The following is a 22,623-nucleotide window of genomic DNA, read 5'->3' as shown; positions in this document are numbered from 1 at the left end:
ACGCCCATGCCCCGCCCCGGTGTCGTGGTCGAGGTCGACGAGCGGACCCCGCCCTTGCTGGTCCACCACGGCGAGCAGCTGCGCTTCGAGCGGTTCCCCCTCGGCGCGCGCGTGATCTATCCACCCGAGGTGCTCCCCGGGCTGCCCGACCCCGATGCCGCGATCGCCCACGCCCTCGAACACCCCCACGGGCGGCCGCCCCTGCGCGAGCTCCTCCAGCCCGGCATGCGCCTCACCATCGCCTTCGACGACATCTCCCTGCCGCTACCGCCGATGCGCCCGCCCGACATCCGCCAGCGCATCATCGAGCAGGTCCTGACGCTCGCGGCACGGGCCGGCGTCGACGACGTCGAACTGGTCGCGGCCAACGCCCTGCACCGCCGCATGACCGCCGACGAGGTCCGCCACATCGTGGGGGACCGTGTCTTCCGCTCGTTCTGGCCCGATGCGCTGCGCAACCACGACGCCGAGGACGCCGACGACCTCGAGTTCATCGGTGTCACCGAGCACGGCGAGGACGTCGAGATCAACCGGCGGGCCGCCACCTCCGACCTGCTGGTCTACGTCAACATCAACCTGGTCACCATGGACGGCGGGCACAAGTCGGTGCCCGTCGGCCTGGCCTCCTACCGGAGCCTGCGGCCGCACCACAACGTCAGGACGATGCTGCACTCCACCAGCTACATGGACCCCGGGCACTCGGCCCTGCACGGTTCGGCGACCCGGATGGGCCGGCTCCTCGCCGACCACCTGTCGATCTTCACCGTCGAGACGACCGTCAACAACGCCGCCTTCCCCGAGGAGCTCGGGTTCTTCACCCGCCGCGAGTGGGAGTGGTCGGCCCGCGACCAGGCGGCCGCCTTCGCCACCAAGGCGGCGCTGGACCGGCTGCCCCGCAAGGCCCGCCGCAAGGTGCTCCACGGCTCGAAGGCCGCCTACGAGCTGACGAGCGTCCAGGCCGGCGAGACCGAGGCGGTGCACGCCCTGACGTTGGCCAACGTGCACCGCCAGCAGTTGGTGGAGGTCGATGGCCAGACCGACGTGCTCGTCACGGGTGTGCCGTACGTCGGGCCGTACAACGTCAACTCCATCATGAACCCCATCCTCGCGGTGTGTATGGGGCTCGGGTACTTCTTCAACATGTACCGCGGCAGGCCGCTGGTCCGCGAGGGCGGCGTCATGATCCTCTCGCACCCCCTGCAGCGAGAGTTCCACACGGTGCACCACCCGTCCTACGTCGACTTCTACGACCACGTGCTGGCCGACACCACCGTGCCGCGGCTGATCGAGGAGAAGTACGAGAGCGAGTACGCGCACGACCCCTGGTACGTGCACCTGTACCGCTCCTCGCACGCCTACCACGGGGTCCACCCGTTCTACATGTGGTACTGGGCGTCGCACGGGATGGACCACCTCGGCGACGTCATCTGGGTCGGTGCCGACCCCCGGACCGCGCGCCACCTCGGTTTCCGCGCCGCCAGCACCTTGACCGACGCGCTGGAGATGGCCAGCGACACCGTCGGTCGCGACCCGTCGATCACCTACCTGCACGCCCCCCCGCTGACCCTCGCCGAGGTGCGCTGATGACGGGACCGGTCGCCACCGTGCGTCGCACGGCCCAGGAGTGGCGTTGGGGCCGACGTCCGCTGCCGCCAGCCGACCTCGTCGAGATCACGCCCGAACCGCCGGCGTGGAAGCTGCCCACACGGTGGGTCCGCTCGCGCCCGGCGGCCGCGGTGCGTGAAGGGATCCAGACGGGCGCGCTGGCGCCGTTGCTCACCAGCCAGGTGGTCACGGTCGTGGAGGGCCGCGACCGCGTGGAGGAGGCAGCCCGCAACGGCCCGGTGATCCTCGCGCCGAACCACAGCTCGCACCTCGACGCGCCCACGGTGCTGATCTCCCTCCCGAAGCAGGTGCGGCGCCGGACGGTCACCCTCGCCGCGTCCGACTACTTCTTCGACGCCTGGTGGCGAGCAGCCGCGACGGCGCTGGTCTTCAACGCCGCACCGATCGATCGCCGGCCCGGTGGACGGGACGGCCTCCCGGTCGACCTGCTCGAGGAGGGCTACCACCTGCTCGTCTTCCCCGAGGGGACCCGATCGCACGACGGGTACGCGTCGCGCTTCCGCAGCGGCGCCGGCCATCTCGCGGTCGAGCACGGTGTGGCGGTCGTGCCGGTGGCCATCGACGGCACCTGGCGGGCGATGCCGCGCGGTCAGGGGTGGCCCTCCCGTGGCCGACCACGGGTGCGCATCAGCTACGGGCACCCGCTCCGGGCCGAACCGGGCGAGACGGCCAACGCCCTCACCCGTCGGGTCGAGCGGGCCGTCGCCGTCCTCCTCGACGAGCAGCGCACGGACTGGTGGTCGGCGATGCGGGCCGACCACGCCGGACGGACCCCGAGCCTGCGGGGTCCGGCGGTGGCCGCGTGGCGGCGCCGGTGGGCGCTGCTCGAGCCCGACCCGCCCCCGCAGCGACGCCGTGTCTGGTCGACCAGGAGCCAGCGATGAGCGCGCTCGAACGGCTCGAGGCGAGCGTCGCGGCGCTCGACAGCGTGGCGGTCGGCCTCTCGGGCGGGGTGGACTCGAGCCTGCTGGTCGCCGTCGCGCACCGCGTCCTCGGTGACCGTGCGGTGGCCGTCGTCGCGCGCTCCCCGTCGCTGCCGGCCCGCGAACTCGACGGAGCCATCGCGACCGCCGAGGCGATCGGCATCGACCTCGAGGTGGTCACGACGTCGGAGGTGGACGATCCCCGCTACGCCGCCAACCCCACCAACCGGTGCCTGTTCTGCAAGGACCACCAGTTCGCCGCGCTCCAGCAGGTCGCCGACCGCCGGGGTCTGGCCACCATCGCGCACGGCGAGACCGCCGACGACATCGGTGAGCACCGACCGGGCCGTGCCGCGGCTGAACGGTGGGGCGCCCGGGCACCGCTGCGGGAGGCGGGCCTCGGCAAGGACGCCATCCGCGACCTGGCACGTCAGCTCGGGTTGCCGGTGTGGGACAAGCCGGCGTTCGCGTGCCTGTCGTCGCGCATCCCGTACGGCGACGAGGTGACGCCGCAGAAGCTGGCCCGGATCGACGCAGCCGAGCAGCGCCTCTTCGACATGGGGTTCAGCGCCTTCCGGGTCCGTCACCACGACGACCTCGCCCGCCTCGAGCTCGACCCCGTCGAGCATGGGCGGGCCGTCCGCGAGGCGGCGACGATCGTCGCAGCGCTGCGCGAGGTCGGCTACGCGCACGTGACGTTGGACCTCGCCGGGCTCGACGCGAGCCGGACCCGGCCTGGCCGCGGTGCGACCGTCACCGACCGACTGCTGCCGGTGGTGGAGGTGACGTCGTGACTCGGGAGGCCCCCGCTGCACCCGGCACTGAGACCGCCACGCCGGTGGTGCGGGCCGACACCGCCCGTGCGGCCCGGACCGGCGAGCCGGAGGTGGTCTACGCCGCGGGCAAGACCCCCGCCGAGACGGTCGCGGCCACCTCGGCCCTGGTGACGGCAGGCGTCCGCCCCGTGCTGGTCACCCGCGCTGACGACGCGCACGCAGCAGCGGTGCGAGCCGCTCACCCCGAGATCGTCTGGCACCGCGAGGCGGGGTTGCTCGTGTTCGACGCCCTGGCACCCCATCCCGAGGTCCGCACCGGCGACATCACCATCGTGACCGCAGGCACCAGCGATCTGCGCGTCGCCGACGAGTGCCGGCTCGTCCTCGAAGCGATGGGGGAGCGGCCGGCCACGATCGTCGACGTCGGCGTGGCCGGTCTGCACCGTGTGCTCGAGGTCCGTCCCGCGCTCGAGACCGCTCGCGTGCTGGTCGTGGTCGCCGGGATGGAAGCAGCGCTCGGCCCCGTGGTCGCCGGACTGGTCGCGGCCCCCGTCATCGCCGTTCCCACCAGCGTCGGGTACGGCGCGGCGAACGGTGGCATGACGGCGCTGCACGGCCTGCTGTCCGCCTGCACCCCGGGCATCGCGGTGGTCAACATCGACAACGGGTTCGGCGCAGCCATGCTGGCACGTCGCATCCTGCGGGCCGCCTGACGTGGCCGTCCTCCACCTGCTGTGCGACGACGGCATCACCGGTGAGCTGTGGCTGTCCGCCCTCGTCGCGGTCGGAGCCGACGCCGGCGAGCTGCAGGGCGTGGTGGAGCGCGCCGGCCTGTCTGCGCGGTTGCTCGTGGAACGGGTCGAGGCCCGCGAGGTGGGCGCGACACGGGTCAGGGTCGAGGTCGACCCGTCGGCCCCCCGCGCCGAGACGCCAACAGCGCTGGCCGGTGCCGTCGATGCCGCAGCGGCCGCGGCCGAACTGTCGGATCGCGCGCACCACCGCATGCACCGGATCGTCGGCGCCCTGGCCGACGCCGAGGCCGCCGTCCACGGTCGACCGCGCGATCACGTGCGGTTCCACGAGCTCGGTCGTCCCCGCACCCTCGTCCTGCTCGTCGCCGCCGCCGCAGCCCTGGAGTTGCTGGACGTCGACACGATCACGACCTCGCCCATCGCGGTCGGGAGCGGCACCATCGACATCGCACACGGCCGGTTCCCGGTGCCGCCGCCGGCGGTGCTGGAGCTGCTGCGCGGGTTCGTGATCGAGGGCGGCCCACGGCCCGGAGAGCTGACCACCCCCTCGGGGGCGGCCGTGCTCGCCGCGCTGGCCGAACCGGTGGCGGGCATCCCGCGGCTCCGCTTGGAGCGTGCAGGGCGCGGCGCGGCCGGCGACGGTCGTGACGTGCGGTTGCTGACGGTCCTGCTCGGGTCAGCGGTCATCGAACCGTCCGGCCCCGACGCGCTGGTCGGGGCCGGACATCACGGGCACGGTTGATCGGTCGGAGCCCTCAGTAGGTGTGTTCGGGGCCCGGGTACTCGCCGTCGGCGACCTCGCTGACGAACGCCTTGACAGCGCCTGCGACCTCGCTGCGCAGGTCCGCGTACTGCTTGACGAACCGGGGCAGCCGGCCGGTGGTCAGGCCGAGCAGGTCGTGCCAGACGAGGACCTGTGCGTCGCAGCTGGGCCCGGCGCCGATGCCGATGGTGGGCACCGGGACGGCGGTGGTGACCCGGGCGGCGAGGTCCTCGGGGATGCACTCGAGGACGATGGCGAACGCGCCAGCGTCGGCCAGCGCGATCGCGTCGGCGACCAGCTGCTCGGCCGCCTCCTCGTCGCGCCCCTGGACCTTGAACCCGCCGAACTGGTTGACCGACTGCGGCGTCAGGCCGAGGTGGCCCATGACGGGGATGCCGGCGCGCACGAGGTGGGCGGTGACCTCGACCATCGGTCCGCCGCCCTCGAGCTTGACGGCGTTGGCGCCGCCCTCCTTCAGCATGCGCACGGCGGAGGCGAAGGCCTGTGACGGGCCGTCCTGGTAGGTACCGAACGGCAGGTCGCCCACCACGAGGCTGTGCGGGGCGCCGCGAGCGACCGCCCGGGTGTGGTGCAGCATCTCGTCGAGCGTCACCGGGACGGTCGACTCGTAGCCGAGGGCGACCATGCCGAGCGAGTCGCCGACGAGGATGACGGGGACCCCGAGCTCGTCGAGCAGGGCGGCCGACGAGGCGTCGTAGGCGGTGAGCATGGCGAAGCGCTCACCGCGTTCCTTCGACGCCCGCAGATCGTGGATCGAGACGGGGCGCGAGGGACTGGACGCGCGGTCGGGAGCAGCGTGAACGGACACCGTGGGTTCCTCCTGCCGGCCCGCTCTCGTCCTGCCCGGGTGGGCGGATCGAACTGGGGTCCAGCGGTCGACCGGATCGGTGTGACGGCGACAGGGTACGCCAGCATCGGGTCCGCGGGCACATCCGCACCCGCAGACGCCCGGTCGCGTGGGACGACCGAGGAGCTCCACCTAGTCCGGCGGCTCGGTGTCCGCCTGGTCCGACCTCTCGAGATCGGTGACGAGGCCGTCGGGCAGATCGTCGAGGTCGCCGACCTCGCGGATGGTCCGGGCGTCGACCTTGGCCAGCACACGGCGGGCTCTGTCGAGGGAGCGGGCATCGAGGCTGCGCACGCCGACCGCCACCCCGCCGGGGACCAGGGGCGCGAAGGTCCGCTCCCAGGAGGTGGCCATGGTCGGGGCCGTCAGCAGCGAGATCAGCACCCCGATGCCGGCACCGAAGCCGGCACCGCCGCCGAGCCCGGCGAGCATCGTGGCGGTGCCCTGGCCCGAGGTCACCATCAGCAGCACGGCACCGAACACCGCGCCCGGCGGCACCCCCCACGCCAGCCCCCGCAGGACGCGCCCGCCCATCGCCAACGAGCTGCCGCGGTCGGTCTGCCGGTCGCCATCCCGGCCTGCGGTCACGACCTCGACCCGGCCGAGCAGTTCGATCGCGCCGCCGTCCACCCCGGCACGGGACAGGCGTTCGATGCACCGCCGCGCCAGCCGCGCGTCGGCCAGGACGACGAGCAGGTCCGGGAGCCCCGAACGGCGACCCACACCGCCTCCTCGCCTCGTGGCCGGTACCGCTGCCGTGCGGCGCGGCCTCCGAGAGGTACCACCGACGACGTCGTGGCGGGTGCCCACACGTCCTCAGCTCGGTGATGTCGACGGGTCGTCGCGGGTCTCGAGGTGCTCGCGCAGGAGCGCGGCGCAGGTCCCGGCGTCATCCCACCAGGGCTGGTGGCCGCCGGGCACGTCGACGTGGTCGGCCGTCGGCATGAGCGCTGCCGCTCGGGCGCCGTCGGCCGGGCGCTGGAAGACGTCGTCGCGACCCCAGACGAACCGGGTCGGCGTGTCGATCGCCCGGAGCTCGTCGTCGGTGAGCGGCAGGTGGGCTCGGACGGTGCGCCCGGTGAAGAGCTCCGGCATGAGCGCACGGAAGGTCGGGCCGCCGAGGTCGGCGAGCGCGGCGGTCACCGCGAACATCTCGACCGGGACCGCGTCCACGGCCGGACGCCCGACGATGCTCGCGAAGAACCGTCGTGAGAGCGACGGGCTCATGCGTGGCGTCAGGGTGCCCGCGATCCGCCCGACCCACGGCCGACTGAGCAACGCCATCGGCGGCGTGGCACGTCCGCCGGGCAGCGCCACCCCGGTGGCACCGAGCAGCAGCAGCGAGGCGAGTCGTGCGTCACCCGCGGCGGCGGCGTACAGCGCGTAGCTGCCCCCGAGCGAGTTGCCCACCACGGTGACGCTCGGCAGCTCCAGGGCGTCGAGCAGGGCCGATAGGAACGCCACGGCGTGGCCCCGGAGGTCCACGCCGGTCACGTCGAAGGGGTCGCTGGCCCCGCAGCCGGGCAGGTCGACCGCGATGGCGTGGTGGTCCGGTAGCCGTGCGAGCAGCGGCGCCCACATCGCAGCCCCGGCGCCGGCCCCGTGGAGGAGGACCAGCGGTGGTCCCGCACCGGTCTCCAGGACCCGAACGCCTCGTACCGGTCCGTCCGCGAGTTCGATCCAACGCTCGCGCAGCGGCAGGTCGAGCGCGGCGAACAGCCGGGCCTCCGCGGCGGCCAGATCTGCGCGCGCTGCGGCGCGCCTCCGGCCGTCGCCCTTCGTGCCCACGGATCGCCCTCCGCCCCTGCTCAGGACGGTAGCGGTCAGCCGTGCCAGGCGTTGGTCATCGGCACCCGGCGCTCGCGTCCGAACGCACGTGAGGTGATCTTCGGACCGGGTGCGGCCTGGCGGCGCTTGAACTCGGCTCGGTCGATGAGTCGCACCACGCGCCGGATCTCGTCCTCGTCGGCGATGCCGGCTGCCGCCATGTCCTTGACCGACCGCAGGTCCTCGACGTACCCCGCCACGATGGCGTCGAGCTCCTCGTACGGCGGCAAGGAGTCCTCGTCGCGCTGGTCGGGGCGCAGCTCGGCCGACGGTGGCTTGTCGATGGTCGAGGCCGGGATGACCTCACCGTCGTCGGCACCCCCGAAGGGGGCCGGGTTGGCGTTGCGCCAGCGGGCCATCTCGTAGACCAGCAGCTTCGGGACGTCCTTGAGGGGGGCGAACCCGCCGGCCATGTCGCCGTAGAGCGTGGCGTACCCGACGGCGTACTCGGACTTGTTCCCGGTGGTGAGCACGATCGCGCCGGTCTCGTTGGACAGCGCCATCAGCAGCAGCCCGCGGAGCCGCGACTGGAGGTTCTCGTAGGCGACCCCCGGCTCGCGGCCCTCGGGCCAGCCGGCTCGGTCCGCTTCGGTGAACCCCGTCACGACGAGGTCCCCCAGGGTGTCGCTCGCCGCCCGGAGGGGCCCGGCGATCTCCAGGGTCCGGTGCTCGATCCCGAGGGCCTCGGCCAGCGTCCGTGCGTCGTCGACGGAGTGCCCGGAGGAGTACGGCGAGGGCATCAGGACACCGGTGACGTGGTCCGCCCCGAGGGCATCCGCGGCGACCGCCGCGACGACCGCCGAGTCGATGCCACCCGACAGCCCGAGGAGAGCGTCGCGGAAGCCGTTCTCGTGGCAGTAGTCGCGCGTCGCCCGCACCACGGCGTGCCAGACCTCGCCGACCGGATCGAGGCGCGGCCGGTCCACGTGAGCCGGCAGGTCCGGCCGGTCCCCGGTGGCACCCGGCAGGTCGACCTCCACGTCGACGGCGGCGGGCTCGACCGGGATCTCGACGATCGGCAGATCCTCCTCGAACTGGGCGGCACGGGCGTGCACCTCACCGTCCGGGCCCACGAGGAACGAGTCACCGTCGAACACCACGTCGTCCTGGCCGCCGACGACGTTGACGTAGACCAGCCAGGTCCCGTCCCGGGTGGTGTGGTGGGCCGCCCAGCGCTGTCGTTCGTCCCGCTTGCCCCGGTGGTACGGCGAGGCGTTGAGGTTGACCACGACGGCCGCACCGGCGTCCGCGGCGTGGCCGACCGGGCCGGGATCCACCCAGAGATCCTCGCAGACGGTCACGCCGACCGGGACGCCGGCGATGCGCACCACCAGCGGATCGTCGACCGGGGTGAAGTAGCGAGCCTCGTCGAACACGCCGTAGTTCGGCAGCCGGAGCTTGTCGTAGGTCGCCACGACCTCGCCGTCGGCCAGCACGGCGGCGCTGTTGGTCAACTCCTCGCCAGCGGCGGACGCGACCTCCCAACCCTCGGGGTGCGCAGGGTCGTCGTGGACGAGGTCGCCCACGGCGGTCCCGACGTAGCCGACGATCGCGACCGTCCCGGGCGGTCCCTCGCGTGCGAGCCGGCGGACCGCGTCGAGGTTCTCGGCGATGAACTCCGGCTTGAGCAGCAGGTCCTCGGGCGGGTACCCGGTCGTGGTCAGTTCGGTGAACACGATGAGGTCGGCGCCCTGGTCGGCGGCACGGCGCCAGGCGTCGAGGATGCGGTCGACGTTCCCGGCGACGTCCCCGACGCGGGCACCGATCTGTCCGAACGCGGTCCGCAGCGGCACGAGAACTCCGTGGGTGGGGGAGCAGAGGTGGTCCTGGCGGGCCGACGCTAGCTCGGGACGTCGGCGCGCACCCCGGCAGGAGGCGCCGCGCGTCCGCGTCCGCCGGCGCCCGTCCGCTGGCCCCCGCCGTCGGCCCTGGCCCGCGTCGACAGGGGCTGCGACCCCGACGAAACACAGAGTTCACACGGGGCGGGTGGTCCGACACGTGGCCGAAACGATCGGCCAACCCCCGGGACACAGCGTCCTGCGACGTTCCTCGCACCCGCCCCCGGACCGGCGCAACGGCGCCCGTGACGAGGTCGCGGTGGCCGGCGTACCGACGCGCCGCCCCACCCGCGGGCCATCGACCAACCTGGAGAGACCCGTGAAGCGACTGCTGAAGCTGGGGGTGGTGACCGCCACCTTGATGATGGCATCCGCCGTCCCCGCGTTCGCCCAGATCGAGGACACGGTCGACCTCGAGGCACTCAACGTCTTCGTCATGACGCTGTACCTCGTTGTCGCCACCGGCCTGGTCTTCATGATGCACGCCGGGTTCTCGATGCTGGAGGCCGGCCTGTCGCGCCAGAAGAACGTGGCCAACATCATCGGCAAGAACCTGCTGACGATCACCCTCGGCATCGTCACCTACTACGCCGTCGGCTGGGCGGTCATGTACGGCGACCTGGTCGGCGGCTTCATCGGCACCAGCGGCTTCTTCCTGTCGGACGCCACCGGCGGCGCTGGTGAGCTGATCACCACCGAGATCGACTTCGCGTTCCAGGCGATGTTCGCGGCGACCGCGGCGACCATCGTCTCGGGTGCCGTCGCCGAGCGCATCAAGTTCGGGTCCTACCTCGTGGTCGTGGTCGCGCTGACCGCGCTGATCTACCCCGTGGTCGGGGCCTGGCAGTGGGGTGGCGGCTGGCTCGACGAGCTCGGCTTCTACGACTTCGCCGGTTCGACCATCGTGCACCTCACCGGTGGTGTCGCCGCTTTCGTGGGTGCCGCGATCCTCGGGCCCCGCCTCGGCAAGTACGGCAAGGACGGCAAGCCCCGCGCCATCCCGGGTCACAACATCGCGTTCGTGTCGCTCGGCACCCTGCTGCTGTTCTTCGGCTGGTTCGGCTTCAACGGGGGGTCGGTCCTCGAACTCGACGGTCCGCTGCTCGGCCACGTCATCGTCACGACCTCGCTCGCCGGTGCCGGCGGTGGTCTGGCGGCCGCCTTCTACACCCGCCTCAAGAACGGCAAGTTCGACGTCGCCATGACCGCCAACGGCATCCTGGCGGGTCTGGTCGGTGTCACCGCCGGTCCGGACGTCATCTCCCACCTGATGGCGCTGCTGGTCGGTCTGATCGCCGGTGTGCTGGTGGCGGTCTCGGTCGCGGCCATCGACCGGGCAGGTATCGACGACGTGGTCGGCGCGGCGTCGGTCCACGGTGTCTGCGGCGTCCTCGGCACCCTGTGGGTCGGCCTCGCGCACGTCGAAGACGGCCTGTTCTACGGCGGCGGGGCGGCCCAGTTGGGCTACCAGGCCGTCGGCGTGGTCGCGACCATCGCGTGGGTCGGCATCACCACCGGCGTGCTGTTCACGGCGCTCAAGGCGGCCGGGTTCCTCCGGGTGCCCGAGCAGGAGGAGATCGAGGGCCTCGACGTGCACGAGCACGGCGTGCCGGGCTACCCCGAGCTGGTCTACGGGGCGGGCTCGTCCTCGAGCGGGTACGTGCCGGGTGCGGCCGCTGCACCGGCGCCGCGGACGGCTGCTACCAGCGACTGATCCACGGCGACGGGACCGAGGGCCGGCGTCGTCGGTCACCGTGTCCTCGGGCGGCCCCCGTCCGGAGCGAGAGCTCCGGGCGGGGGCGCCGCCGTCCCGGCACCGGCCACCGCCGGGCGCGGCAGGTCGCCTCGACAGCTCACTACGATGGCGGCGCGGCGCCGGCCCTCTCGTCCCCGGTGCAGGCACCTCGCGAGGAGCGCCACGTGGACAAGCAGCAGGAGTACGTCCTCCGTACCGTCGAGGAGCGCGACGTCCGCTTCATCCGCCTGTGGTTCACCGACGTGCTCGGGTTCCTCAAGTCGGTGGCCATCACCGCGGCCGAGCTCGAGAACGCCTTCTCGGAGGGCATCGGCTTCGACGGGTCGGCGATCGACGGCTTCGCGCGCGTCCAGGAGGCCGACATGCTGGTCGTCCCGGACGCGTCGACCTTCCAGGTGCTGCCGTGGCGACCCGAGTCCCAGGGCGTCGCGCGCATGTTCTGCGACATCGTCACGCCGGACGGTCAACCCTTCGCGGCGGACCCGCGTCTGGTGCTCAAGCGCACCCTCGAACGTGCCGCCGACATGGGGTTCACCTTCTACGTCCACCCCGAGATGGAGTTCTACCTCTTCCAGGGGGGTGAGGACCCGACGCCACTCGACAACGGCAGCTACTTCGACATGACGCCGTTGGACATCCAGCAGGACTTCCGGCGGCAGGCGATCAACATGCTGGAGCGCATGGGGATCTCGGTCGAGTACAGCCACCACGAGGTCGGCCCGTCCCAGCACGAGATCGACCTGCGGTACGCCGACGCGCTCACCATGGCCGACAACATCATGACCTTCCGGCTCGTGGTCAAGGAGACGGCGCTCCAGCGTGGCGTGTACGCGTCGTTCATGCCGAAGCCCCTCGAGGGCGAGTACGGCAACTCCATGCACCTGCACCTGTCCCTGTTCGAGGGCGATACCAACGCCTTCCACGACAGCTCGGATCCCTACCGGCTGTCGAAGACCGCCAAGTCGTTCCTCGCCGGCCTGATGCGCCATGCCCGCGAGATCACCGCCGTGACCAACCAGTGGGTCAACTCCTACAAGCGGTTGACCGCGCGGCTGCACGGGCCCCTGCCGTCGGGTGAGGCGCCGATCTTCGTCAGCTGGGGTCACTCGAACCGATCGGCGCTCATCCGCGTGCCGATGTACAAGCCCCGGAAGGGCGCGTCGACCCGCATCGAGTTCCGCTCACCCGACCCGGCCTGCAACCCCTACCTGGCGTTCTCGCTCATCCTCGCCGCCGGTCTGAAGGGCATCGAGGAGGGCTACGAGCTGGCCGACGAGTACGAGGACAACAGCTTCGAGCTGACGCCGGCCGAGCGTGCCGCCCACGGCATCGAGCGGCTGCCGTCCTCGCTCGGCGAGGCGCTCCAGGTCATGGAGGGCTCGGAGCTGGTGGCCGACACCCTCGGCGAGCACCTGTTCGCCTACTTCCTCGCCAACAAGCGACGCGAGTGGGACGAGTACACCGCGCACGTCACCCAGTTCGAACTCGAGCGCTACCTGCCGCTGCTGTAGGCGGCGCACGTGACCCGTTCCGTCTCCCTGCGGGCCCGCCTCGCGAAGGCCGGCCTCGACGCCGATCAGGCGCTGCCGTGGCTCGAGGAGGCCGGCCTCGCCTGGGAGGGCGGCGTCGACGAGCACCTCCTCGGTCTGGTCTCGACGGCGGCCGATCCGCAGGACGCGTTGCGCTGCGTGGCCGAGCTCGCCATCCACGCCCCCTCCCTCCTCGACGAGGTCCGGGCCGACGAGGCCTGGCTGGAGCGGGTCATCGCCGTCGGCGGCACGTCGCGTCCCCTCGGTGATCTGCTGGCGCGCTACGCCGATGCCGTGTACGCCCTGCGGACCCTCGACGGGGTGGACGTGTCGCGGACGGCCGACGCGGTCGAGCAGGCCGTGCTCGACGCCGAGACACCCGCCGACGAAGCAGCGGCGGTCGCCGCCATCCGTCGGGCGGCGACCGCCGACATCGCCGGTCGGGACCTGACGCGGGTCGACGACGTCGAAGCGGTCGCCCGTGAGCTCGCCAACCTCGCCGAAGCGGTCCTGACCGGGACGCTGGCGGCGCTGCACCGCCAGCACGTGGGTGACGGTCAGCCCGCGGCCCGGATCGGGGTCATCGGGATGGGCAAGCTCGGGGGCCGCGAGCTGAACTACGTCTCCGACGTCGACGTGGTCTTCGTGCACGAACCGACGGTCGAGGGCGAGGACGAGGCGGCGGCGCGCGAGGCCAAGGCGGTGCTGTCGCGCCTGATGGAGCTGCTGAACGCGTCGACGACGATGGGTCGCGCGTACGAGATCGACCCGACGCTGCGCCCCGAGGGGCGTCGGGGCCCGCTCTCGCGCCGGGTCGCCTCGTTCCAGGCGTACTGGGAGCGGTGGGCCAAGACGTGGGAGTTCCAGGCGCTGCTCAAGGCCCGGCCGGTGGCGGGGGACCGTGACCTGTGCGCCGAGCTGCTCGCCGCTGCCGAACCGTTCGTGTGGCCCGAGGAGCTCGACCCCGGCGTGGTCGCCGAGGTCCGGGCCATGAAGGCGCGGATCGAGTCCAAGCCCGAGGTGCAACGGCATGGCGAGCGGCAGCTCAAGCTCGGGCCGGGCGGTATCCGCGACGTCGAGTTCGCGGTCCAGCTCCTGCAGATCGTCCACGGCCGGGTCGACCGCACGCTCCGGGCGACGGGGACCCTGCCCGCGCTGGCCGCGCTGTCACGGGGCGGGTACGTCGCCGACGAGGATGCGGCGGCATTCGGTGAGGCCTACCGGCTGCTGCGCACCGTCGAGCACCGCCTCCAGCTGGCGCACGAGCGGCGCACCCACACCATCCCCGACGACCCGGACCGCCAGGAGTGGCTCGCGCGGGCGATGGGGTACCGGCCCGCCGACGGTGAGCCCGCGCGGACCGCCTTCCACCGTGACCTGTCGCGGACCCAGGCCCGGGTCCGTGAGCTGCACGCCAAGCTGTTCTTCCGCCCGCTGCTCGAGAGCTACGCCGCCGTCTCGGCGGACGCCGCAGGCGTGTCGCTGCCGACCGAGGTCCGCCTCATGGGGGAGGACGCGGCGCGGGAGCGGCTCACCGCGCTCGGCTTCACCGACGGGACGGCGGCGCTGCGTCACGTCCGGCACCTGACCGCGGGCGTGTCGCGGCGCGCCCGCACGGTGCGTGCGGTCCTCCCGGCCGTGCTGTCGGCTCTGGAGGAGACCCCGGACCCCAACGGCGGGCTGGCCTCGTTCCGCGACCTGGTCGACGCGCAGGGCGAGCGGGCAGAGCTGCTCAACCACCTGCGTGACCACCCGCCCTCGGCGGAGCTCCTCGGGCGGCTGCTCGGTACCTCGAAGGTCGCCGGTGAGCTGCTGGCCGGTCAGCCCGGCGGGGTGGGCTGGCTCCGCGAGGACGAGGCACGGCGGGAGCCTCGAACGCGCGACGAGCTCACCCGGATGGCCCTGGCCCGGCTCACCTGGCAGGACACCAACTCGGCGCTGCGGCGCTTCAAGCGGTTCGAGCTGCTGCGGCTGGTGGTGCGCGACCTGGCGGGGTTGACCTCGGTGTCCGGGGTGGGCGAGGAGCTGACGGCGCTCGGCGAGGCGTGCCTGGAGGGCGCGCTGTCCGACGTCCTGCGCAGGCGCTGCCGCGAGCTCGGTCTCGACGGGCCGGACGAGCTGCCGGTCCGTCTGGCGATCGTCGGGATGGGCAAGTTCGGTGGCCTCGAGCTGAACTACGCGTCGGACCTCGACGTCCTGTTCGTGCACGAGGTGGTCCCGGGAGCCGACGAGGCCAAGGCCGGCAAGCTCGCCCTCGACATCGGGGCCGAGGTGATGCGTTCGCTGTCGGCCATCACCCCGGACGGCACCGCGTTCGAGGTCGACGCCGATCTGCGCCCGGAGGGGCGAAGCGGTCCGCTGTCACGCTCCCTGGCCTCCTACGAGGCGTACTGGGAGCGCTGGTCCGAACCGTGGGAGCACCAGGCGCTGCTGAAGGCACGCCACGTGGCCGGGGACGCCGACCTCGGACAGCGTCTGGTCGAAGCCTCACGACCGCTGGCCTACCCGCAGGACTTCGACGACCGTGCCGCGACGCGGGTCCGTCGGATGAAGGCTCGCCTGGAACGCGAGCGCATCCCGAAGCGTGTCGATCCGGAACGCCACATCAAGCTCGGCCCCGGCGGGTTGTCCGACGTGGAGTGGACCGTCCAGCTCCTCCAGCAGCGCCACGGGGCGACGTCGGTCGCCGCCCGTGGCACCTCGACCATGGGGGTCCTCGACGCCATGCAGGATGCCGACCTGCTCGAGCACCGGGACGCGGCGTGGCTGCGCGAGGGGTTCCGGTTCCTGTCGGAGCTGCGCAACCGGCGCTACCTGCTGCGCCACCGCGATGTGGACGTGGTCCCGCAGCAGACCCACACCCTTGAGACGCTGGCGCGGGCCATGGGCTACGGGCGGGGCGGCTGGCAGGAGCTCGAGGAGGATCGCCGGCGGCACGCCCGACACGTCCGGCGGGTGTGCCTGCGGCTGTTCTACGAGCAGGACGGCGGTGAGGGGTGGTGATCGGCCGGTGGCGCGTCGTGATCGTCGGGCTGTGCGCGGCCGCCCTGACGGCTGGCTGTGGTGCAGGGCCGAGCGGTGGGCCCCTCGAGCAGCGGCCCTACCTGGTCGCCGTCGACGACATCGACGGCATCCCGAGCGGCACGGTGTCCGGGACGCTGGTCGTGGAACGCGAGTGCGTGCTGCTCGAGGACGACGAGGGTCTGCTGCTGCCGCTGTTCGCGTCGCCGACCGCCTTCGGTCCGCTCGACGGCGGGGCGATCACGGTCGATGTCGGCGGCGTCCGCCTGCGGGTCGGGGACGAGGTCACCTTCGCCGGCAGGACCGGTGAGGTCACCGACGGGGTGCGGTCGCGCTACCCGGGTGTCGACCTCACCCGCTGCGGGGTGCGCCGGTTCGCCCTGCTCGGCGACGTCGTCGGCTGAGGCGAGCGTCGCGAGCTCACGCGGCGAGCGCGAGCCCGCGGAGGAACGTGTCGACCGTGGACCGCCAGATCGCCTCGGCCTCGGCCGGCTCGCCGAGCGCACCGCTGCGTTCCAGCGACGCCAGCCCGTGGGCCAACGCCCAGATCTGGAGGGTCAGCACCTCGGGGTCGTGACCGGCGAGGGCGCCCGAGCGGGCGTGTCCGTCGAGGATCGTCCGGAGGCGCGCCAGGGTGCCGAGCGCGAGCCGTTGATCGTGCTCGTCCGGTTCGAACTCGGGGAAGGGGCAGCCGAACATCACCTCGTAGAGGTGGGGCTGGCTCGCTGCGCTGGCTCGGTAGGCCAGCACGAGCCCACGCAGGTGGGTGGTGGGGTCGGGGTCGGGTGCCACGTCCGCGAGGTGGGTGTCGAGGTTCTCGAACCCCGCCCGGTGCATGGCCTGGATCAGGCCGTGCTTGGAGCCGAACACGGTGTAGATGGCCTGGGTGCTCGCCCCGACCTCGTCGGCGAGGCGCCGGAGGCTGACCGCGCCGGCGCCCTCCTCGGCCAGAACCCGCCCGGCGGCCCGGAGCAGGGCTTCGCGGGTGCGCTCGTCGTGGATCCGTGGTCGTCCCATGGTTGACACCGTAGCATCACGCTGTTATCAATACAGCGTTAGATAACGTCGTGATGGAAGGCGGCGAGATGGATGCCCTCGCGCGGGACGAGGTGCCGGACGAGGCGCCGGACAGGGCGTCGGGTGGCGCCGACGACGGCGTCGCGGTCGCCGCGCAGGACCTGGTGCGGCTCTACCCGCGTCCGGGTGGCGGCGTGCTCCGCGCGGTCGACGGGGTGAGCCTCACGATCCGGGCCGGCGAGGTGTTCGCCCTGCTCGGCCCCAACGGCGCCGGGAAGACCACGACGCTGGAGATCCTCGAGGGCCTCGGACGCCCCACGTCCGGCCGCGTCACGGTGCTCGGTCTCGACGTCGAACGACACCGGCGTGAGGTCAAGCAGCGCATCGGGGTCCAGCTGCAGGCGGCCACGTACTTCGAGCACCTCACGCTGCGCGAGATCCTCGTGCTGTTCGGGTCGTTCCACCGCGCCCGCCGGGATCCCGACGACCTGCTCGCGATGGTCGGGCTCGGGGAGAAGCGCGATGCGCTCGTCGGTCAGCTCTCGGGTGGGCAGGCCCAGCGGTTCTCGATCGTCGCGGCGCTGGCCGGGGACCCGGAGGTCGTGTTCCTCGACGAGCCGACCACCGGCCTCGATCCGCAGGCGCGCCGTGGGCTATGGGACCTGATCCGCACCGTGAACCGCGAGGGATGCACCATCGTCCTCACCACCCACAACATGGAGGAGGCCGAGGTGCTCGCCGACCGGGTCGCGATCATGGACCGCGGCCGCATCGTCGCCCTCGACACCCCGGCCGGACACATCCGTGCCCTGGGTCCGGTGCCACGGCGGGTCCCGCGCGAGCCCACCTCGGCCACGCTCGAGGACGTCTTCCTCGCCCTGACCGGGCACCACCTCCGCGACTGACCGACCCTCAGCGCCTGCGCTCCGGAGGACCCACCGTGCGGCAGACCCGGGACCTGACCATCGCCAGCCTGAAGATGCTGGTCCGCGACCGCACGGCCCTCCTCGGAGCGGCCATCTTCCCCGTGCTCTTCCTCCTCGTCTTCAGCCTGTACGACCTGTCCATCACGCCGGTCGGTGACTTCGGGGTGGGCGACACGGTGGCCGGCATCGACTACTTCGACTACGTCCTGCCGGGGATGCTCGCCCTCGGGCTGATGAACGTCACCATGACCGGGACGGCGGTCTCGGTCGCCCGGTTCCGGGAGACCGGCGTGCTGCGGCGGCTGGCGGCCGCGCCCGTGTCGCCCGCAGCGTTCATCACCGGGCAGGTCCTCGCGCGGCTGGTCATCGCGCTGGTCCAGGTGCTGCTGCTCCTCGGGCTCGGGCTGCTGCTCGGTGGGACGGTGGTGGGCAGCCCGGTGCTGCTGCTGTCGTTCGCGACGGTGGGCAACCTCGTCTTCATCGCGTTGGGGCTCGCCATCGCCGGGCGCGCGCCGAGCGTCGAGGGCGCCAACAACCTCGCTGCGCTCGCCACGATGCCGTTGATGTTCCTGTCGGGCATGTTCTTCCCGGTCGCCTCCCTGCCGTCCGGTGTGCAGCGCGTGGCCGAGGCACTGCCGATCACCCCGCTCGTCGACGCCATGCGGGCCATCTGCCTGGAGGGGGCGACGTTCACCGACCTCTCGAGCCCGCTCCTCAGCGTCGTGATCTGGGTCCCGATCAGCTTCCTGCTGGCCCACGTCGGGTTCCGGATGGTCGTGCCCGGTCGCGGCCTGTGGCGGCTCCGTCGTGGTTCACCGGTCCCGGGGTAGGTCGCGCTGCGGCCGACCCTCGTCATCGCGTCGGACCTTGTCGTCGGCGCGGTCGTGGGGTAGCGTGCTCTATAAGCGACTACTTATCTATGACCGACGTGCGAGGGAGACCACGATGACCATCGACCCGCTGACGGCAGCCGACCTGATCGCCAGGGAGGTCCGGACCGGGGAGCGCAACGGGGCGACGACCCGGGTCGCCGTGGCCCGCAGGACCTACGCGACGGACCGGGCAGACCTGTGGGAGGCCGTCACCGACCCCGAACGGCTGCCCAGGTGGTTCCTGCCGGTCAGCGGCGAGCTCCGCCCCGGAGGCCGCTACCAGCTCGAGGGCAACGCCGGCGGCAGCATCGAGTCGTGTGACGCGCCGACGAGTTTCGCGGTCACGTGGGAGTTCGGCGGGCAGTTGTCGTGGCTGACGGTCACGCTCACGCCGGCGGCCGACGGCACCATCCTCGAGCTCGAGCACGAGGCGCCGGTCGATCCGGAGTTCTGGGCGCAGTACGGACCCGGCGCCGTCGGCATCGGATGGGATCTGGCCCTGATGGGGCTCGGCCGTCACCTCGACTCCGGTGCCGCGGTCGATCCGTCGGAGGCCGAGGCCTGGGCGATCTCGCCGGAGGGGGTCGAGTTCGTACGCCGCGCCGCGAGCCAGTGGGCCGATGCTGCCGTCGCCGACGGCGACGAGCCACGGGCCGCACGCGACGCGGCCGAGAACACCGTGACCTTCTACACCGTCCCGCCGGACGCGTGACGGCGTCGGCGTTCGCGGCGCTCGGTGAGCCGACCAGGCGTCGCATCCTCGAGCTGCTCGTGGACGGGGAGCAGTCGGTGGGCACGCTGGTCACCGCCCTCGCCGTGACGCACCCGATGTCCCAGCCAGCCGTCTCGCAGCACCTCAAGGCGCTGCGGGACGCGGGGCTGGTCCGGGTCCGTGCGGATGCGACCCGTCGCTTGTACGCCCTCGACCCCGACGGGGTGGCGGCCGCCGCGGCGTGGCTCACGGGCCTGGTGGAGCGTCCGGCACCGTTCGCTCAGCCGCTCGACGCCCTCGCCACCGAGGTCGCTCGTGGTCGCCGCACCGGCCGACGGTCGGTGGGCTCCGATGCCGAGGACACCGCTGCAGGGTGATGCTCCGGCCGGTCGTGGGCTCAGTTCTGCTCGGGCGGCTCGGGGTGCCAGGGACGCAGGCGGGGTCGCCACGCCGGCACGTTGCGGCGGTACGACGCGTAGGCGCCACCGAACTGGCGCTGGAGGGTCGGCTCCTCGTAGGTGCGGACGAACACCGCCACCGTGGCCCACACCGTGGCCGCGTACGCGTACAGCACCGACCGGCCGAGCACGAGGGCCTGGCCGAGGATGAGGGCGACGACTGCCACGTACATCGGGTTGCGCACGTACCGGTAGAGGCCACCCACGACCAGGTGCTCGGTCGGAGCCACAGGTGCCGGCGTCCCGCGACCTTCCCGCACGAAGCGCACGAACGCGTCGATCAGTACCACCGCGCCGACCACCACCAGTACCGCCCCGATCGCCTGCCCACCGGCGTGCGTGCGACCGGACTCCCAGCCCGTCAGCAGCCACGGGACCACCCCTGCGACCACCGAGGGTGCCACCAGGAAGAACGCCACCGTCCCGACCGCCGCTCGTTCCAGGCTCCGCACGATCCGGCCTCCCTCCACCTGCCGGTCTCACTCGGCAGGTGGTTCGTCGTCGTCGACGTGCACCGTGATGGGGGTGCCGGCCTCGACGGTGCGGCTGACCGTGCACGTGCGCTCGTGGGAGGTCCGCGCCGCACGGGGCAGCAGGTCGCGGGCTTTGTCACCGCCCTCGCCCTCGGGGAAGGTCACCCGGTAGGTCATGGTGATGTCGCGCAGGATGTTGCCGACCTCGTCACGGATCTTGTCGGCCTCGACGACGACCTCGAAACGTTCCGGTTCGGCGCGCCGCCCCGTCACCTGGTCGACGTCGACGGCCGAGCACCCGCCGATCGCGGCGAGGAGCAGCTCGACGGGGGAGAACCCGGTGTCGTCCAGGCTGCCGAAGGTCAGCTGCGCACCGGCCGGGTTGGTCGCCCGGTAGACGCCCGTCTCGAGCCGTTCGAGGGTCACGCGTCGGTGATCGTCGGCCATCAGGTCTCCTCCTGCTGGGACCGTCGGAAGGCATCGAGGAGCGCGAGCGTCGCCGTGGCCGGTTGCCCACGCTGCTCGAGGTTGACCAGCAGGAAACCGGCCGCGTTGATCAGGCCGACCAGCAGCTGCTCGTGCCCCCCGTCCCGTTCGACGATGAGCTGGGCCTCGTGGTGGGCCAGCGGGAGGTTGTCGGTGCTGCCACCCTCCCAGGCGCGCAGCACCTGCAGGGCGCGGGCGAGGGTGCCGGCGTGGTCGTCGAGCGGATCCATGGAGCTCCCGGGTTCGTGGTGGTGCAGCGGTGGCGTCAGCCGGCCTCGCGATCGAGGACGAGTTCGCGGAGCAGGTCCAGCCCGACCGGCCCCGAGCCGAGCACGTCGGCGTGGAACGCCTTGAGGTCGAACCCGTCGCCCTCACGGCGACGACGCTCCTCTCGCAGTTCGACGATGGTGCGCTGGCCGATGGCGTAGCTGATCGCCTGGCCCGGCCACCCGAGGTAGCGGGTGACCTCGCTGCGGGCGTAGTCGGCCGGCAGGAACGCCACCTGCTGGAGCGTGGCGACCGCACGGTCGAAGTCCCACGGCTGGCCGGCGTGGAGCGGCGCGTCGTCGGGCAGACGCAGGCCCAGGTGGAGGCCGATGTCGATCACCACGCGTGCGGCCCGCAGCAGCTCGCTGGCGAGGTACCCGAGGACGTACGCCGGGTGCTCGAGGAGACCGAGCTCGTCCATGAGCTGTTCGGTGTACAGCGCCCAGCCCTCGCCGTAGCCGGGGTTCCAGATCAGCAGCCGGTGCGCTCGTGACAGCCGGTCGGCCAGGCCGACCTGGATGCCGACCTGCAGGTGGTGGCCGGGGAACCCCTCGTGGTAGGCGGTCGAGATCTCCTCGTAGAGGGGGACCGGCCCGTCGCTCGGCAGCGACCACCAGATGGTCCCGGGCCGGGTGAAGTCCTCCGACGGTCCGACGTAGTACGCACCGAGGGCGCCACCGCTGGCGAGCCGTACCTCGACGTCGCGGATCGGGACCGGCACGTCGAAGTGGGTGCCGTCCAGCGCCTCGAGGGCGCTGACCTGCCTGGCGTGCATCGCCTCGCGGAACGCCTCGGGGCTCGGGGCGGCCAACGCAGGGTCCGTGCGGACGGCCGCGACCGTGGCCTGGAGGTCACCGCCGACGCCGAGGTCACGGGCCACCTGTTCTGCGCGGCCGGTCAGGTGGCGGATGCGTTCCCATCCCCACGCGTAGGCATCGTGCGGGTCGAGGTCGGTACCGAGGTGACCGCGGGCGAGGCGCAGGTAGCGCTCCTCGCCGACACCGTCGGCGGCGGCGGCGTCCGGAAGGTAGGTCTCCTCGAGCCAGTCCGCCGTCCGTGACGCGGCCTCCCGAGCGCGGGGCAACGCGCCACCGAGGAGGTCGGTCAGCGTGCCGTCGGCGGCCACCACGGTCGCGGCGACCCGCTGCAGTGGTCCCTCGTCCGCGGCGAGCTCGCGCAGCTGGGTGACGGTGGCGTCGACCTGGCGTCGTGCGACCACCAGGCCCCGCTGTCGCCCGAGGTCGACCGTCGCGCGCCAGCCTGCCAGTGCCTCCTCGTAGGTCTCGAGGCGGGCCAGGACGGCAGCACGGCCAGCTGCGTCGGTGATGTCCTGCACCTCGAGGGCCTCGCGCATCTCCGGCACCGTGGCGGACAGGTGGGCGATGTCCCGGAGCGGTTCGTCGTGTTCGTGACGGTCGAGCCGCAGCGCGAGCTCCTCGTCGAGGACCCGGATCGCGAGCCGTGCCCACCGGTCGGTCGGCTCGGGCAGGCTCCGCAGCTCCTTGCGTGTGTGGCGCAGCAGGTCGGCCTCAGCGGTGTGACCGTCGGGCCCGAGGTCACCCCACCGGTCGTCGTGACCCGTGACGCCGGCGAAGGTCGCCTCGAGGGGTCGGACCGCAGCGTGGGCCGCGACGAAGGCGTCCGCGAGCGGGAAGACGGGGTGGGAGGTCACGTTCGGTCCGTGGGGCGGGGGCGGGGGACGTGGAGCGGGGGACGTGGAGCGGGGGACGTGG

At 72.6% G+C, this 22,623-nt stretch carries 22 protein-coding genes; 13 read left to right on the top strand and 9 right to left on the bottom strand.

Annotated elements, in window-relative coordinates; genetic code table 11:
• The first annotated feature begins 6 nt into the window (after window positions 1–6).
• Genes larAH through larC form a run of 5 tightly spaced genes read left to right on the top strand, consistent with a single transcriptional unit; the run spans window position 7 to window position 4,819 of the window.
• The gene (gene larAH / locus NITAL_RS19725) at window positions 7–1,584 is read left to right on the top strand and encodes an NPN-dependent hydroxyacid isomerase, LarAH14/15/16 family (protein ID WP_083441805.1); all 1,578 of its coding nucleotides are present in this window, start codon (window positions 7–9) and stop codon (window positions 1,582–1,584) included.
• On the top strand, window positions 1,584–2,510 hold the full coding sequence (locus NITAL_RS19720) for a lysophospholipid acyltransferase family protein (protein ID WP_052667906.1): 927 nt from the start codon (window positions 1,584–1,586) through the stop codon (window positions 2,508–2,510). Before larAH ends, NITAL_RS19720 begins: the two co-directional genes overlap by 1 nt.
• Entirely contained in the window at window positions 2,507–3,343 is an 837-nt protein-coding gene (gene larE / locus NITAL_RS19715; RefSeq protein WP_052667905.1) for an ATP-dependent sacrificial sulfur transferase LarE, read from the top strand. Before NITAL_RS19720 ends, larE begins: the two co-directional genes overlap by 4 nt.
• Window positions 3,340–4,038: a nickel pincer cofactor biosynthesis protein LarB gene (gene larB, locus NITAL_RS19710; protein WP_211262534.1), complete on the top strand. Its 699-nt coding sequence runs from the start codon at window positions 3,340–3,342 to the stop codon at window positions 4,036–4,038. Before larE ends, larB begins: the two co-directional genes overlap by 4 nt.
• 1 nt (window position 4,039) lies before the next feature.
• A complete protein-coding gene (gene larC, locus NITAL_RS19705; RefSeq protein ID WP_052667903.1) occupies window positions 4,040–4,819 on the top strand; it encodes a nickel pincer cofactor biosynthesis protein LarC in 780 nt (259 codons plus the stop codon).
• 13 nt (window positions 4,820–4,832) lie between these two features.
• Here the strand turns inward: larC and panB are convergent, their stop codons facing one another.
• The 4 genes from panB to NITAL_RS19685 form a co-directional block, all read right to left on the bottom strand.
• Window positions 4,833–5,669 (bottom strand): 3-methyl-2-oxobutanoate hydroxymethyltransferase, encoded by an 837-nt coding sequence (panB, locus tag NITAL_RS19700; RefSeq protein WP_052667901.1) that lies wholly within the window; start codon window positions 5,667–5,669, stop codon window positions 4,833–4,835.
• 171 nt (window positions 5,670–5,840) lie between these two features.
• On the bottom strand, window positions 5,841–6,431 hold the full coding sequence (locus NITAL_RS19695) for a hypothetical protein (protein ID WP_052667899.1): 591 nt from the start codon (window positions 6,429–6,431) through the stop codon (window positions 5,841–5,843).
• A gap of 93 nt (window positions 6,432–6,524) precedes the next feature.
• Complete coding sequence (locus tag NITAL_RS19690) at window positions 6,525–7,496, bottom strand: alpha/beta fold hydrolase (RefSeq protein WP_052667896.1); 972 nt, start codon at window positions 7,494–7,496, stop codon at window positions 6,525–6,527.
• A 35-nt stretch (window positions 7,497–7,531) separates the two neighbouring features.
• Window positions 7,532–9,328: an NAD+ synthase gene (locus tag NITAL_RS19685; RefSeq protein ID WP_052667894.1), complete on the bottom strand. Its 1,797-nt coding sequence runs from the start codon at window positions 9,326–9,328 to the stop codon at window positions 7,532–7,534.
• Between the two features lie 364 nt (window positions 9,329–9,692).
• Between NITAL_RS19685 and NITAL_RS19680 the strand changes: the two genes are divergently transcribed.
• The 4 genes from NITAL_RS19680 (at window position 9,693) to NITAL_RS19665 (ending at window position 16,083) form a co-directional block, all read left to right on the top strand.
• Window positions 9,693–11,087, top strand: coding sequence for an ammonium transporter (locus NITAL_RS19680; protein ID WP_211262533.1), 1,395 nt, complete (start codon window positions 9,693–9,695; stop codon window positions 11,085–11,087).
• 206 nt (window positions 11,088–11,293) lie between these two features.
• Window positions 11,294–12,640 carry a glutamine synthetase family protein gene (locus NITAL_RS19675; protein WP_052667893.1) on the top strand — a complete coding sequence of 449 codons (1,347 nt, stop codon included), beginning with the start codon at window positions 11,294–11,296 and terminating at the stop codon, window positions 12,638–12,640.
• Between the two features lie 9 nt (window positions 12,641–12,649).
• The gene (locus NITAL_RS19670) at window positions 12,650–15,661 is read left to right on the top strand and encodes a bifunctional [glutamine synthetase] adenylyltransferase/[glutamine synthetase]-adenylyl-L-tyrosine phosphorylase (RefSeq protein ID WP_052667891.1); all 3,012 of its coding nucleotides are present in this window, start codon (window positions 12,650–12,652) and stop codon (window positions 15,659–15,661) included.
• Window positions 15,658–16,083: a hypothetical protein gene (locus tag NITAL_RS19665; RefSeq protein ID WP_157041974.1), complete on the top strand. Its 426-nt coding sequence runs from the start codon at window positions 15,658–15,660 to the stop codon at window positions 16,081–16,083. Before NITAL_RS19670 ends, NITAL_RS19665 begins: the two co-directional genes overlap by 4 nt.
• A gap of 16 nt (window positions 16,084–16,099) precedes the next feature.
• On the opposite strand, the gene NITAL_RS19660 is transcribed toward NITAL_RS19665, so the two are convergent.
• Window positions 16,100–16,696 (bottom strand): TetR/AcrR family transcriptional regulator, encoded by a 597-nt coding sequence (locus tag NITAL_RS19660; protein ID WP_052667887.1) that lies wholly within the window; start codon window positions 16,694–16,696, stop codon window positions 16,100–16,102.
• Between the two features lie 53 nt (window positions 16,697–16,749).
• On the opposite strand from NITAL_RS19660, the gene NITAL_RS19655 reads away from it, so the two are divergent.
• The 4 genes from NITAL_RS19655 to NITAL_RS28630 all read left to right on the top strand — a co-directional run bounded on the left by NITAL_RS19655 (window position 16,750) and on the right by NITAL_RS28630 (window position 19,583).
• Window positions 16,750–17,601 (top strand): ABC transporter ATP-binding protein, encoded by an 852-nt coding sequence (locus tag NITAL_RS19655; RefSeq protein ID WP_211262532.1) that lies wholly within the window; start codon window positions 16,750–16,752, stop codon window positions 17,599–17,601.
• A gap of 35 nt (window positions 17,602–17,636) precedes the next feature.
• Window positions 17,637–18,452 (top strand): ABC transporter permease, encoded by an 816-nt coding sequence (locus NITAL_RS19650; protein ID WP_052667886.1) that lies wholly within the window; start codon window positions 17,637–17,639, stop codon window positions 18,450–18,452.
• Between the two features lie 115 nt (window positions 18,453–18,567).
• Window positions 18,568–19,206, top strand: a complete 639-nt coding sequence (locus tag NITAL_RS28635) for an SRPBCC family protein (protein WP_052667884.1) — start codon at window positions 18,568–18,570, stop codon at window positions 19,204–19,206.
• Window positions 19,203–19,583 carry an ArsR/SmtB family transcription factor gene (locus NITAL_RS28630; protein ID WP_052667883.1) on the top strand — a complete coding sequence of 127 codons (381 nt, stop codon included), beginning with the start codon at window positions 19,203–19,205 and terminating at the stop codon, window positions 19,581–19,583. Before NITAL_RS28635 ends, NITAL_RS28630 begins: the two co-directional genes overlap by 4 nt.
• 20 nt (window positions 19,584–19,603) lie before the next feature.
• Here the strand turns inward: NITAL_RS28630 and NITAL_RS19635 are convergent, their stop codons facing one another.
• The 4 genes from NITAL_RS19635 to NITAL_RS19620 are packed head-to-tail and all read right to left on the bottom strand — an operon-like array spanning window position 19,604 to window position 22,562.
• Window positions 19,604–20,116, bottom strand: coding sequence for a methyltransferase family protein (locus tag NITAL_RS19635; protein WP_052669829.1), 513 nt, complete (start codon window positions 20,114–20,116; stop codon window positions 19,604–19,606).
• Between the two features lie 27 nt (window positions 20,117–20,143).
• Window positions 20,144–20,584, bottom strand: a complete 441-nt coding sequence (locus NITAL_RS19630; protein WP_052667881.1) for an OsmC family protein — start codon at window positions 20,582–20,584, stop codon at window positions 20,144–20,146.
• Window positions 20,584–20,853, bottom strand: coding sequence for a hypothetical protein (locus NITAL_RS19625; RefSeq protein ID WP_052667879.1), 270 nt, complete (start codon window positions 20,851–20,853; stop codon window positions 20,584–20,586). Before NITAL_RS19625 ends, NITAL_RS19630 begins: the two co-directional genes overlap by 1 nt.
• A 35-nt stretch (window positions 20,854–20,888) precedes the next feature.
• A complete protein-coding gene (locus tag NITAL_RS19620) occupies window positions 20,889–22,562 on the bottom strand; it encodes a DUF885 domain-containing protein (RefSeq protein WP_052667878.1) in 1,674 nt (557 codons plus the stop codon).
• Between the last annotated feature and the right edge of the window lie 61 nt (window positions 22,563–22,623).

The sequence above is a fragment of the Nitriliruptor alkaliphilus DSM 45188 genome (genome assembly GCF_000969705.1).
Classification (GTDB): Bacteria; Actinomycetota; Nitriliruptoria; order Nitriliruptorales; family Nitriliruptoraceae; genus Nitriliruptor; species Nitriliruptor alkaliphilus.
This window is presented reverse-complemented; position numbering and strand designations above follow the sequence as displayed.

Coding starts and splice junctions, on each gene's coding strand:
- NITAL_RS19660 (WP_052667887.1), bottom strand. CDS start 16,696: ATGGGACGACCACGGATCCACGACGAGCGCACCCGCGAAGCCCTGCTC.
- larE (WP_052667905.1), top strand. CDS start 2,507: ATGAGCGCGCTCGAACGGCTCGAGGCGAGCGTCGCGGCGCTCGACAGC.
- NITAL_RS19625 (WP_052667879.1), bottom strand. CDS start 20,853: ATGGATCCGCTCGACGACCACGCCGGCACCCTCGCCCGCGCCCTGCAG.
- NITAL_RS28635 (WP_052667884.1), top strand. CDS start 18,568: ATGACCATCGACCCGCTGACGGCAGCCGACCTGATCGCCAGGGAGGTC.
- NITAL_RS19630 (WP_052667881.1), bottom strand. CDS start 20,584: ATGGCCGACGATCACCGACGCGTGACCCTCGAACGGCTCGAGACGGGC.
- NITAL_RS19655 (WP_211262532.1), top strand. CDS start 16,750: ATGGAAGGCGGCGAGATGGATGCCCTCGCGCGGGACGAGGTGCCGGAC.
- NITAL_RS19720 (WP_052667906.1), top strand. CDS start 1,584: ATGACGGGACCGGTCGCCACCGTGCGTCGCACGGCCCAGGAGTGGCGT.
- larAH (WP_083441805.1), top strand. CDS start 7: ATGCCCCGCCCCGGTGTCGTGGTCGAGGTCGACGAGCGGACCCCGCCC.